At 45.7% G+C, this 13467-nt stretch carries 9 protein-coding genes; 2 read left to right on the top strand and 7 right to left on the bottom strand.

Going from position 1 to position 13467, the window contains the following annotated elements:
* Position 1 precedes the first annotated feature (1 nt).
* The 6 genes from QUE24_RS03260 to QUE24_RS03235 all read right to left on the bottom strand — a co-directional run bounded on the left by QUE24_RS03260 (position 2) and on the right by QUE24_RS03235 (position 7419).
* Complete coding sequence (locus tag QUE24_RS03260) at positions 2 to 3130, bottom strand: efflux RND transporter permease subunit (protein WP_286305232.1); 3129 nt, start codon at positions 3128 to 3130, stop codon at positions 2 to 4.
* Entirely contained in the window at positions 3127 to 3990 is an 864-nt protein-coding gene (locus tag QUE24_RS03255; protein WP_286305231.1) for an efflux RND transporter periplasmic adaptor subunit, read from the bottom strand. The genes QUE24_RS03260 and QUE24_RS03255 overlap by 4 nt, the downstream gene beginning before the upstream one ends.
* The gene (locus tag QUE24_RS03250; protein ID WP_286305230.1) at positions 3927 to 4295 is read right to left on the bottom strand and encodes a hypothetical protein; all 369 of its coding nucleotides are present in this window, start codon (positions 4293 to 4295) and stop codon (positions 3927 to 3929) included. The genes QUE24_RS03255 and QUE24_RS03250 overlap by 64 nt, the downstream gene beginning before the upstream one ends.
* Complete coding sequence (locus tag QUE24_RS03245; protein ID WP_286305229.1) at positions 4292 to 5626, bottom strand: TolC family protein; 1335 nt, start codon at positions 5624 to 5626, stop codon at positions 4292 to 4294. Before QUE24_RS03245 ends, QUE24_RS03250 begins: the two co-directional genes overlap by 4 nt.
* A 114-nt stretch (positions 5627 to 5740) precedes the next feature.
* Positions 5741 to 6943 (bottom strand): multidrug effflux MFS transporter, encoded by a 1203-nt coding sequence (locus QUE24_RS03240; protein WP_286305228.1) that lies wholly within the window; start codon positions 6941 to 6943, stop codon positions 5741 to 5743.
* Positions 6940 to 7419: a MarR family winged helix-turn-helix transcriptional regulator gene (locus tag QUE24_RS03235; protein WP_286305227.1), complete on the bottom strand. Its 480-nt coding sequence runs from the start codon at positions 7417 to 7419 to the stop codon at positions 6940 to 6942. Before QUE24_RS03235 ends, QUE24_RS03240 begins: the two co-directional genes overlap by 4 nt.
* A gap of 388 nt (positions 7420 to 7807) precedes the next feature.
* Between QUE24_RS03235 and QUE24_RS03230 the strand changes: the two genes are divergently transcribed.
* A complete protein-coding gene (locus tag QUE24_RS03230) occupies positions 7808 to 10129 on the top strand; it encodes an FdhF/YdeP family oxidoreductase (protein ID WP_286305226.1) in 2322 nt (773 codons plus the stop codon).
* Between the two features lie 77 nt (positions 10130 to 10206).
* On the opposite strand, the gene fabG is transcribed toward QUE24_RS03230, so the two are convergent.
* Positions 10207 to 10986: a 3-oxoacyl-ACP reductase FabG gene (fabG, locus tag QUE24_RS03225; RefSeq protein ID WP_286305225.1), complete on the bottom strand. Its 780-nt coding sequence runs from the start codon at positions 10984 to 10986 to the stop codon at positions 10207 to 10209.
* Positions 10987 to 11128: 142 nt separating this feature from the next.
* Here fabG and QUE24_RS03220 point away from each other — a divergent pair, with 142 nt between their 5' ends.
* Positions 11129 to 13447: an aminotransferase class III-fold pyridoxal phosphate-dependent enzyme gene (locus QUE24_RS03220; protein ID WP_286305224.1), complete on the top strand. Its 2319-nt coding sequence runs from the start codon at positions 11129 to 11131 to the stop codon at positions 13445 to 13447.
* Positions 13448 to 13467: the final 20 nt, after the last annotated feature.

Raw genomic sequence — 13467 nt, 5'->3', positions numbered from 1 at the left:
GCTAGTTTACTCCGGCCGCTTTTGTGACAGATTTTCGCTTAAATACGTGTATAACGTCATGTTGAATCAGTAATAAACTGGGTATCAAAATCAATGTGATGACGGTGGCAAACATAATGCCGTAGCCTAAAGAAACGGCTGCAGGAATTAAAAATTGTGCCTGGCGAGATGTTTCACTGAGCAAGGGCATTAATCCGGCAAAAGTCGTGACCGAGGTTAATAACACGGCTCGCAAGCGACTCCTACAAGCAATACTGATGGCTTGTTTAATATCATCATAATCGTGGCGAATATCGTTAAAGCGGGAGACCAATAACAAACTATCATTCACCACTACGCCACTTAAGGCAATGATGCCGTTGAGCGATAAAATGCCCAAGGTCAGATCGTTCATCCAGTGTCCTAGAATGGCACCGACAATACCAAAAGGGATCGCGGTCATAATCAACATAGGCTGGAGATAAGAGCGAAGCGGAATTGCCAGCAACATATAAATAACTAATAAGGCAATCAATGATACATGGACCATCGATGATTCTGTCTCAGCCTGCTCTTCAGCCTCTCCGGCAAAATGGATATCTAATCCAGGATATTTTCTGACCAGATCAGGCACCATATTACTTTGTAGTTGAGCGACGAGTTCAGTGGTGGATAAGCTGTCTTTATTCACATCTGCCGAAATATAAACGGCTCGTTTTTTATCAATACGAGTGATGGAATCCCGTGTAAAGCCATAGCTGACATTAGCGACACTGGATAAAGGCACCACATCACCATTGGGCGTTCTAACACGCGAGTTTAATACATCGGCGGCATTCTGACGCTCATCTTCGGGATAGCGCACTTTGACTTCTATCTCGTCGCTATTACGCTGATAGCGCTGTACCACTTGCCCACTGAAGCCTTGTAAAATTTGAATCGCCAGATCGTTTGTCGTCATGCCTAATGCACGCCCTTGTTGATTTAACGACAAATGTAGCTGTGGTTGGCCTGGTTCGAGATTATCATCTATACCACTGATCGCAGGAATGCTTTCCATCGTACGTTTAATCTCGTTCCCGGCCATTTCCAGAATCTGATCATCATTCGCCCGTAACTCAATTCTCAGATCATCAACAGGACCATGTCGGGTTCTTACACTGACTGTTTTGGCGCCTTCAGGTGTCCCAACGAGTTGCTGCCAATGACGGCTGAACGTCGTAATGTCATAAGGCGCACGGGGTTTGAGTTCAACAGTGACAGTGCCGGCCTGGTCGCTGGAAGACAAAATCTGCAGATTGGCGATATCACCATTCCCGCCAAGTTCTTTGTCGGCCTGGTAGGCGAGTTGTTCCATCAAGGCCAGATCGTTATGCGTCAGACCATAGCTCGCATCATTCTGCATGGTCAGCTGAGCACGAACAGTATCGCCTGGGATGGATGGAAAAAAGCTCATTCTCACCATGCCTGTCATGGGCATCGACATAACAAAGATAAACAAGGCGATAAATAACACTGCCACCGCATAGCGTTGTTCAAGTGCATAATTGATGGTGGGGCGATAGCAGGTCTGATTAAACCACTGCAAACCACTGTCCATGGTATGTTGAATCTTATGCCAGATTTTGAGTAAGCCATGTTTGCTTACTTGTCGGCGTGTGTTCAGATGAGCCAGATGAGCAGGCAAAATTAATTTGGATTCGATAATGGATAAAATCAGGCAGATAGTCACTACGGCTGCAAACTGAGCGTAGAGTCTGCCTAAACCGCCTTCTAATTGTGAGAGGGCGTAAAATGCAGCAACTGTAGTGAAAACACCAAATAAAGTGGGGACAGCAACAATCATCGTGCCTTTTATCGTATTTTCTATGGTGTCGCCTTCCTTGGACCTGACATCGTAAACGGATTCACCCACTACAACCGCATCATCGACCACGATGCCTAAGGCTAATAGAAAGCCAAACGTGGTGAACTCGTTGAGGGACAGTCCCATAAACGCATCCCCCATAAAGTAAAGGGTGCCAAAGAAAATAAATGGCAAGCCCATGGCCACCCAGAAAGCAACGGTCAAATTCAGGAATAATGCCAGCAAGATAAACACCATCACGATGCCGGTAAACGCATTTTTAACTAATAATTCCAAGCGCTGTTGTATGGATTCGCTCCGGTCATACCAAGCTTCAAGCTTCACGTTATCGGGTAGCTTGCCATCTTCCTGCCATGATTTAGCGACTTTTTCAGCCGCCTCTACCGTGTTAGTGATGTCATCCAGGCCGGTGGTTATGACCTGTAAAGCAATGCTGTCTCGACCCTGAAAGCGAGCTAAGACGGATGTGGTGTCATCATAGGTGTCATTAATTTTGGCGACTTCACCCAGCAGCAACTGATTACCATTGGCGAGTGTTAATAGAGGGATATCGGCAAAATCTTCTTTCAAATAAGCCTGTTCAGATGCTTTTAGCTGTAGATAAACCGCTTTATTACGCAGAACAGCGGTCATCGTATTGGAAGAACCTGCATTTATCGCTTGTTCAACATCCGATAGAGTCAGCCCATAGGATTGTAGTTTGCCATCATCTACTTCGATGGCCATCATCGGATCCAGCCAACCGGAAATGTTGACAGAATTGATATTAGGGTTAGCTATCAGATCCGTTTTTAAGTTATAGGCAAGTTGTTGCAGGCTATGCCTGTCGGTATCACCGTAGAGTTGCAGCCACAGTGAATGCTCTTCCCGTTGGGCTTTCTCAATAACCGGGTTTTTGGCATCGGCGGGGAAAGTCGATATGGCATCCACTTTCGTTTTGACATCACGAAGAAGTGTGTCTAAATCATACTCACTCTGCTTTTCAACGGTGACTGTTACGCCGGTGCCCGTTGATGTACTGGTAATCCGTTTAATACCAATAACATCTTCCAGTTGCTCCTCTATTTTGATGGCCAAACCTTCTTCAGACTGTTTGGCTGAACCACTGTCGTAGGAGACTGAAATGGTCAGTGAGCGGGGATCCATGCTTGGAAAGGCTTCTTTTCGCAACTGACCAGATTCAAGCACACCCAACATAATGACCAGAATCATTAATAAATTCGCGGCCACAGGATTGGCCGTAAACCAAGCGATGATGCTGCTTGAATAGGATTTCTTTATCATGACTGTGACACCTCAACAGCTGTCACAGCCATGCCTTCAAGATAACTATTTAAAGGGCTGACAAGTACAGGAACCGTGGCATTTGCTAGTGACTCAGGAGGCGCGATATAGATAGAACCGCGGCTTGAAAAGAGCGGGCTGGTACTGAATTTTTTCAGGGTGTTATCAGCTGATACATACCAGACTTCACCGCGTTGACTTAAGGCGCTGGTTGGCAGTTTCCACACGCCTGCAATATCACGACCTTCAATGTGGGCCTCTACAAACGTGCCGGGAAACAAGGCTGGTTCAATATCTAAAGGTTTATCGACGGCAATGATCAAACTGCGTTGACGAGTTTCCTGATTAAGACTTTGTTCCGTTCTAAGTACATAACCTTGCCAGGAATGCGAATTCTCAACACTCGTCACCGTGACCGGCCATTTACCACTATTCAGCACAGACAAACTGGGGAGATTGCTCCATTCTTGAGCAGATAAAGCCACAGAGATTTCTACGTGATCGGTACTGTATAAGGTCGCGACTTCAGTGCCGCTCTGAACATAACTGCCAGGGGACACTAAACGTTCAATAATAAGTGCGTCAAAGGGCGCTTTAATGGTTGTTTGAGCCAGATCCTTTTCAGCCGCCTTGAGATTGGCCTCGGCTTCTTTCACCGCCGCTTTGGCGGCAGCCAGTTGTGGCTTACGCAGCACCAAGTCTGAGTCTGGTTCTCCTTCAAGTCCTGAAGATTGCCACTCACTCAAGGCTTGCAGACCTTGGCGTTGTTCTTCTAATAAACTGACTTGGGCAGAGCTTAAGGCTTGCCGCGCACTCTCCACAGCGGCCTGATAATCACTATTTTCAAGCTGGGCCAGCAAGGTCCCTTTTTTAAACGTCGACCACTTTCAAATTGTTGGGATATATCATCAATCTGACCGCTTACCTGGGCTGTAAGCGTGATATTGAAGTGCGGACTGGCCGCACCAAAAGCACGCACTGCTGATGCATAACTGCCTGGTGTCGCCATCATCACGGATACATCGGGGCTGGGCAGTGGTTCTTTTTGCACAGGCATTGGCCTATTGGCCTGTGCTGCTGACAGATGTTTGACCACTAAAACAGTGACAAACAGAATGCCACAAGCCAGGATGAACAGAATGATTTTGGGGAAATGACGCTTCATGGTGTGGTTCTCAGGCCGAGTGCTAAGCCAAGATTAATCCGGTTAATCAGGCGTTGATAAATAAGGTTATCCAGAGTGGCTTCCAGATTGTAAGTTTGTTGCTGTACAGTCAGTAAATCCAGAATATCGACCAACCCCGTTCGATAACTTGTCTGATACTGCTCTAAGCTGTTTTGTGCACTTTTTAATGCATCCGCAATGTGCTGCTGGCGGGTTAACAGATTTTGCTCCAGACTAAGATATTGCTCGACTTCATTAACGGCTGTTAATAAGGTTTCACGATAACGCTGATAGCTATAGGCCTCATTTAATTCGGCTTCCTTAGCTGCTGCACGTAATTGCCCACCTTGGTAAATAGGCGCTGTCAGCTGAGCGAGTAATGACCAGAGTGGTGACCCCATTAATGCCTGATGAGGTGATGAGGCCGCATCTTCAAGAGCGGCACCAATGTCCAGGCTTGGTAAAAGTTCTTTATAGGCCACTTCAGTGCGTAGCTGGTCTGCTTCAATAGCGATGTAGGCCGCTTGTAAGTCGGGGCGACGTGCCAAAGTCTGTTCGGGTACATCAGCCCAGGCCAGTTTGACTTCTGGATAGCTGGCTGGCGCCTCAATATCCGCAGTGTTGGTCTGTCCTAATAATGTCTTTAAGTCTCGTTGTTGCTGACGATAATCTTCCTGAAAGGCAGCAAGGCTGGCTCTTGATTGGGCACTGGAGCTACGGGCATTATCTAAATCTTCCAATGTGCCAATACCGTTTCTGTAACGTTGCACGATGTAGCGTTCATTCTGTTCCAGGGTTTTCAAACGCTGCTTTTCTATGGTGATGGCGTGTGAGGTTGCGGTGAGGTTTAGCCAGGCTTTCATGACCTCCGCACTTAAACTATCACGAGCTGCTTGATAGAGCAGGGCTTGCTCGTTCACGTCCTGAGTGGCTGCCTGGCTATTGGCTTTTAACTTACCCCATAAATCAGCTTGCCAGCTGATATCGATACGACTGGTAAAATTATCATCAGCGTTCTCGCTGCGAGTTGCGCCTGCTGCAGCACTGATTTGTGGTTGACGAGCTGCATCGGTTTGCTGCAATTGCGTCTGACGAATTCGCAGTGTTAACCAGGTTTGTTGCAGGGTGGGGTTATGTTGGATAGCTGTTTCTACCAACTGATTAAGTTGCGCTGAAGCAATCAGGCTGTTCAATGATATAACGGACTCAGCCTCATCAGATTGTGACCAGGCGGGCAGAGTTTGCTCTTGTTGTATCTTTGTTTGGTAATCAGGGCTGGCAGACATAGATGCACAGCCTGACAGCAGCAATACTGCATTCAAGAGTGTCATTAGCATGCATTGTCTGTTACGAACTGACTTCACGTATACCTCGGAGATGATTAATTTACTGCATAACTAAGCTAGCGTTAGCAAAAGCATAAACGGCTGTCAGTTAACGCTGGGTTAAGAATGGTTATGTGTTGGTGATGGCTGACCGTATTGCAGCATGGTTCTGACGAGAGGACCTATGAGCGCACAGGCAAACATAATGACCACCATAGGCCATGGTGTACCATCACCGAGTAAACCCACTAATGAGCCACTTAATGCACCGGCTGCAAAACCAATGGAACCCAGTAAAGCTGTCGCGGTGGCGCTGTTTTGTGGGAAAAACTCTACCGTGCTTGAAGTTGCATTGGAGACAATTAAGCCCATTGAAGCGATAAATAAAATTAATAAAATCACCATAATCACAAGGTTAGGTTCTGTTGCCAGGCTGACATAGAATAATAAAATCAGACTGGTCAGAACTTGTGCCGCTTGTCCTATACTTAATAAAAATTGTGGTCTGTAATAGTGTAATAAACGAATATTGAGACGGTTCGCCAGCATCATGCCAATCACATTCAAACCAAACAGAAATGGATAAACGGTCTCGCTGATATCAAAGTAGCCCATGTAAACTGATGGTGAGCCGGTGATAAATGCAAACATACCCGCTAAGGCAAAACACTGAGAAAAGATAAATCCCAGTGCACATCGATGACTAAGTACCATAGCGTAGCGTTTGAACATACTGGTTCGTTCGGTGGCTTTTTTCCGTGTTTCAGGAAGTCGCAAGAACAAGGCTGTACCAATGCTCAAGCCATAGACCAGTAAAAAGACAAAAATAAGCCGCCAACCACTGAGATGCAGAATGATCATGCCAATAAGCGGGGCCAATAACGGTGCGAGCATCATGATCACCGCCATATTAGACAAGTGTCGGGCACTGTCTTTGCCATGACTTAAATCACGAATAACAGCGGCAGCATTCACCACAGCCACACCACCGCCGATAGCCTGGATAACCCGAAACAGCCAAACGCTGTGAATATCCTGACTGAAAATAATGCCAAGTGTGCCGACACAAAAAATGCTTAAACCACTCCCTGTCGCTGCTCGGCGTCCAAAATGATCAGAAAACGGTCCACCAAAAATTTGGCCGATGGCAAAACCTGCCAAATAGAGGCTCAATGATATTTCAGTATCATGAATGCTGGTGGCTAAATCTGAAGCCATTTGCGGGATGGCAGGCAAATAGGCATCGATAGCAAGAGGCGTTAGCGCCGTTAGTGCTGCCAATAATAAAATCAGTGCCTTTGTTGGTGATACTGTTTGGTTCATGATTGTTCAGTTGTTGGTGAGTCTACAGAGGCAAGCGTTGTTTTAAGTAAGTTCGCCAATAAGGTTTTATCTTTGCCTGAAACGGAGGCTAATAATGTTTCCAGCAATGAAAAGTGTGCCGGATACACTTTATTAATGAGTTTCTTGCCATGAGGGGTTAGGCTCACCAGTACTTTTCTTCGGTCCTGCTGACAGTGTTGGCGCTGTATAAGGGCTTTTTCTTCCAGCTTATCAAGACGACTTGTCATCGCACCTGAGGTGAGCAACATACTTTGGTAGAGCTCTGAAGGTGTCAGGTAGCGTTTATTTTCGCGTTTCAAGGTGGCAAGAACATCAAACTCGCCAGGTTTGAGCGCAAATTCGCGGTGAAGTTCGCCGACTTGCTGTTCGATTGTTTTCGCCAGACGTAAAACACGACCGATAATTTTAATGGCATCCAGGTCAGTATGAAGACCTAACTGCTGCCACTGAGCCATGATGAGGTCGACTTCATCAAATTTTTTCCCGACATGGGGGTATCCGATTCAGAATGTAATTTTATCTTAACATAAAGATAATTAATGTTAAGGTAATTTATTTCACTGTTTTTAAAGAAGAATCTCAGTGGTTGTGCTGGGAATTTTTTCCTGAAATTGGCGTCTGTATTGATGCAAGGTATCCAAGCCAACTATAATAATGTTGATCGCAATGATCAGAAGGATGACAGGATTAAATTACAATCGTGTTTCATCACGCAGAACATGCCGTTCTGATCTCACTTACCGTATTCGGCTATGACAACAAGCAACTTAGCATACGAGCATTTGCTTGTGTTAGAGCTTGGTTATTAGCTGTTTTTATTATCTTGTCCGGAGAGATGTCCTAGTGAGTCATTACAAGCCCTACAATGGTCCAGCTGCTGGTTGGGGTGCACTTGTCAGTGTTACTCGTAACTGGCTGGGTAGCAGAAATGCTATTTCCAATATCCGTGCGATGCTGAAAACGAATCAGGATCATGGTCTTGATTGTCCAGGGTGTGCCTGGGGAGAAACGCCTGAAAAGGGCATGATTAAATTTTGTGAAAATGGTGCCAAAGCGGTTAACTGGGAAGCGACAGGCCGTAAAGTCACCCCGGCATTTTTTGCGAAGCACAGTAACGCTGAGTTATTAAAAGAAAGTGATTTTTGGCTAGAGTCACAGGGGCGTATCACTCATCCGATGCGTTATAACGCCGACACTGATCATTACGAAACCGTCACATGGCAAGAAGCCTTTGATACGGTTGCCAAACACTTAAACCAGCTTGACTCACCCGATCAAGCAGAATTTTATACCTCTGGTCGAGCCAGTAACGAAGCCGCTTTTCTATACCAGCTTTTTGTCCGTGCCTTCGGTACCAATAATTTCCCAGACTGTTCCAATATGTGCCACGAAGCCAGTGGTATTGGTATGTCTGAAACACTGGGTGTGGGCAAAGGCACTGTTACCTTTGAAGACTTTGCTGAAGCGGATGCGATTTTTGTCATTGGTCAGAATCCTGGTACCAATCACCCACGTATGTTGGAACCGCTGAGTGAAGCAGTGAAACGTGGTGCACATGTCGTGTGTTTTAATCCACTTAAAGAACGTGGTTTGGAACGTTTTCAGCATCCACAAAGCCCGATGGAAATGCTCACTAATGAGTCTGAGCCAACTAATAGTGCTTATTTCAGACCTGCTTTAGGTGGTGATATGGCCGCTATTCGCGGTATGGCGAAGTTCTTATTGCAATGGGATCGCGAAGCACAAGAAAAAGGTAAACCGGCGGTATTAGACCATGCATTTATTCAGCAACAGACGCATGGTATGGATGACTACTTCGCCGAAATCGATAATACGCCTTGGGATTTGATTGAATCACAATCAGGCCTGAGTCTGGCTGAAATCGAAATGGCGGCTAAGATTTATTGTAAAGCTGACCGTGTCATTATGTGCTGGGCGATGGGTGTAACCCAGCATCTTCATTCTGTGCCGACTGTTCAGGAAATTGTGAACCTGCAATTATTGCGTGGCAATATTGGCCGTCCTGGCGCAGGTTTATCACCTGTGCGTGGTCACAGTAATGTGCAGGGTGACCGCACCATGGGTATTGATGAGCAGCCACCAGAATGGTTACTGGATGCCATTGAACAGCGCTTTGATTTTAAAGTGCCTCGTGAACATGGTCATACCACGGTTCAAGCCATTGATGCGATGGAAAAAGGTCAAGCGAAAGTCTTCTTTGGGCTAGGTGGTAACTTTGTTCAGGCCACACCGGATACCGAGCGTTCACATAAAGCCATGCGTAACTGTGATTTGACTGTGCAGATTTCAACAAAACTGAACCGTAGTCATCTTGTTACAGGTAAAGAGGCACTGATTTTACCGTGTCTGGGTCGCACTGAAAAAGATTTCCAAAAATCTGGATTACAAGGTGTAACCGTTGAAGATACCTTTAGCATGGTGCACATCTCTTACGGTCAGCTAAAACCTTTTTCACCTTTATTACGCTCTGAAGCTTCGATTATTGCTGGCATTGCTAAAGCGACCTTAGGTAATAAACCGGTGGATTGGGAATGGTTGGTAGAAGACTATGACCGCATTCGTGATCTGATTGCAGATGTTATTCCAGGCTTTGATAATTTCAGTAAGAAAATACAGAATCCTGGTGGCTTTTATTTGGGTAACCCAGCAGCAGAGTATCAATGGAACACCAATACAGGTAAAGCTAACTTTATTGCGAATCCTTTACCTAAGACCTTGCTTCAGGATCAGGTTACCAAGAACGGGCAGTCTCCCGATCTGATTTTGCAAACCATGCGTTCTCATGATCAATACAACACGACGGTTTACAGCATGAACGATCGTTATCGAGGTGTGTATGGCATGCGTGATGTCGTTTTTGCTAACGAAGCTGATATCAAACGCCTTGGGCTGGAACACGGGCAGAAAGTAGATATGATTACCGTGTGGGAAGATGGTAAAGAACGAAAAGTATCCAACTTCACCTTGTTAAGTTATGACATCCCTCAAGGGCAGGCTGCTGCATACTATCCAGAAACTAACCCATTAGTCCCACTGGAAAGTTATGGCGATAAAACCTTTACACCGACCTCGAAATTCATTGCGATTAAAATGATAGCGAGTGCAAATGAAGCGGGTGACGTTGTCCGCTCCTCGGTGGCTTAAACAAAACTTCGATAATAAAAAAAGGCACTGTTAATACAGTGCCTTTTTTGTATGTGAACGGGGAGTGTTATGGCTGACTAGATCTCATCGACGGCTTCCATACACTCAGGTAATGTCTGACCACCATCAACCACGATCTGCTGTCCAGTGATATAAGCCGCTTCATCAGCAGCAAAGAATAAAGCCGCATTGGCAATATCTTCGACGGCACCCAATCGTTTTAACGGTATCGCAGCCGCCATACTATTGAGATATTCTTCACCTAAATCAGCTAAGCCCTCAGTGTAAATATTACCGGGCATTACGGCATTAATGGTGGTGTTATAACGAGCCAGTTCCATCGCGGCTGTTTTCATAAAACCTAACTGACCAGCCTTAGTTGCTCCGTAGTGCGACCAGCCAGGATAGCCTGTGATTGGGCCAGTGATAGAAGAGGTCACCACAACGCGACCTTTGCCTTGTTTCTCAAATTGAGGGATACACGCTTTGACACAGAGAAAAGTACTCTTAAGATTGGCTGACATAATGTCATCCCAGTCTTCAGGTGTTAAGTCGATGATTTTTTTCTGTGGGAACGTACCGGCATTAGCACAGAGAATATCGACGCTACCAAACGTGTCTTCAGTGTATTTCACTAAAGCTTGAACTTGTTCCCAACTGGATACGTCGCATAAGTAGTAATCTGCAGTACCACCGAGGGTATTGATTTCATCAACAGTCTGCTTAGCCGCTTCTTCTCCACGAGCGGCAATCATCACTTTGGCCCCTTGTTTCGCAAATACACTGGCAATGCCTTTGCCAATGCCTTTTGAGCCACCTGTAACGATGACAGATTTATTTTTAATAGAAGTGAGCATGCACGATTCTCCCGAGAGTTAGTGAATAATGGTGTGACTGTATTTTTAACATAAATCTGTTACTTTGCAACAAAAATATTGCAAGTCAGTAAAAATGAAGTTATAAATGTGGCTAATTTACACAGTTACAGAGGTTATCTTTATGGCGGGTTTATATAATTCCCAGTTTGTTCAACGCCTAACACGCGGTGTGAAAGGCTTGCTTCCAATGTGGGATGTCTCAGAAAAGGCCAACATTTCCTTACTGACTGTGTCTGAAAACGCCACATTTCTGATTCAAGATGAGGCACGAAATCAGCGTTTCATTATTCGCGTTCACAGACCAAATTATCATTCTAAAAAAGAGATCCTGTCTGAACTGATGTGGATTCAATCACTACGTCAACAGCAAGTCTTGAATACACCCGAGCCATTAACAATGACAGATGGCAGTTTAGTAGCAGAATTTGATGATGAGGGGACAGCGCGGTACGTGGTGGCCTTTGAGTTTCTTCCTGGGGATCAACCAAATGAGGATGAATCTTTAGTCGCAGGCTTTGAATTACTCGGTGCCACCTCAGCAAAACTTCATCAACATGCGAAAAACTGGACACTGCCGGATGGCTTTGAACGTAAAAAATGGAATTTTGAGAGTGCCTTTGGACCTGAGCCTTTATGGGGGGATTGGCGAGAAGCGCTTGGCTTGGATGAACAGGGGAAAGTGGTACTTGAGCAATTATGTCAGCTACTCGAGTCACAGTTAGAGGCCTATGGTGAGGGAGCAGACCGCTTCGGCTTAGTTCATGCAGATCTGCGTTTAGCGAATTTATTAGCAGACGGCCATGATCTTGGTGTGATCGATTTTGATGATTGTGGTTTTAGCTGGTTTATGTATGACTTTGCTTCAGCCGTCTCGTTTCTTGAGTTGTCGCCATTGTTGCCGGAATTAGAACGAGCCTGGGTTCGAGGCTATAAATCCATCTCACTGCTATCAGCAGAAGATGAAGCGATGATATCCACATTTGTGATGTTCCGTCGACTATTACTCACTGCCTGGGTGGCAAGTCACCCTGAAACAGAAACAGCAGCAGAAGCCGGGTTTGATCAGTACACGCAAGGCACTATTGAGTTAGCAAAGCGATATCTTGCCGAAAATGAACAGCAAGACACATCACCGCTAAGTGAAAAACGTATTCTCGATATGAACGCTTTTGAGGCTAAATCGGGTCAGCACAAGGAGAACGTCACACGGCGTCTTGATAATCTTGGTGCTGCTTCGGTTTTGTTTTACCAAGAGCCTATTGAAATGGTGTCTGCACAAGGTGCCTGGATGCAAGCCGCTGATGGTAAACGTTATCTGGATTTTTATAATAATGTGCCTTGCCTTGGTCATTGTCACCCAAGTGTCGTTGCTGCGGTGTCAAAACAAATTGCGACATTGAATGTACATACACGCTATTTGGTCAGTGTGGTGGATGACTATCTGGAGTCACTGAAAGCGACGCTACCAGAGTCAGTATCTAATGTCGTGATGACCTGCTCGGGTAGTGAAGCCAATGATTTAGCGATGCGTTTGGCTGAGCAGGCTTCAGGCGGAACAGGCTTTATTGTGACGGAAGATGCCTACCATGGTAATACCAGTCTGGTGACAACCGTCTCACCCTCCATTATTAAGCAAGGGAGTTTGCCCGATAATGTGGTAGCTATTCCGGCACCATCATCGTCTGTGTACGAAGGAGACATAGCTGCCGGTTTTGCTGCAAAAGTCGCGGAGGCAATTGAAACCTTACAACAGCGTGGTATCAGAGTGGCGGCACTGTTGGTAGATACCATTTTTTCTTCAGATGGTATTTTTTTCGAACCTCGTGGCTTTTTGAAACAAGCTGTTGAGGTTGTCCGCAACGCTGGCGGCGTTTTTATCGCTGATGAAGTTCAACCTGGGTTTGCCCGCATGGGCGATACTTTCTGGGGTTTTGACTTCCATGGACTGACGCCTGATATTGTGACAATGGGAAAACCGATGGGAAATGGTTTCCCCATGGCCGCGGTGGCGACGCGACCTGATTATTTACAGTCCTTCTGTGCTGATGTTGGTTACTTTAATACCTTTGGAGGTAATCCGGTTGCGGCGGCTGCCGGTCAAGCAGTACTCAATACCATTCAACAGGAAAATCTGCAGGAAAATGCACGTAAGATGGGGGACTACCTCAAGCAACAACTCCAGTTTATGGCGCAACAATCGTCTTATATTGCTGATGTTCGTGGGCAAGGCTTATTTTTGGGTATTGATATTGGTGAAAAGGATAATAAACATAACCCTAATCCCACCAAGACACGACATATTATTAACGGTTTAAAACAAGCAGGGGTGTTGATTGGTGCAGCAGGCAAGTACGGCGCTACCTTGAAGTTACGTCCTTTGCTAACCTTATCGCGATATGAGGCTGATTTCTTTTTAGATGCTTTATCTAAGCACGTGTAAGCCATATTCATCATTGAGGT

The organism is Methylophaga marina, from assembly GCF_030296755.1.
Taxonomy (GTDB): Bacteria; Pseudomonadota; Gammaproteobacteria; order Nitrosococcales; family Methylophagaceae; genus Methylophaga; species Methylophaga marina.
Note: the sequence above shows the minus strand (reverse complement) of the source record. Positions and strands in the feature narration are given on the sequence as shown.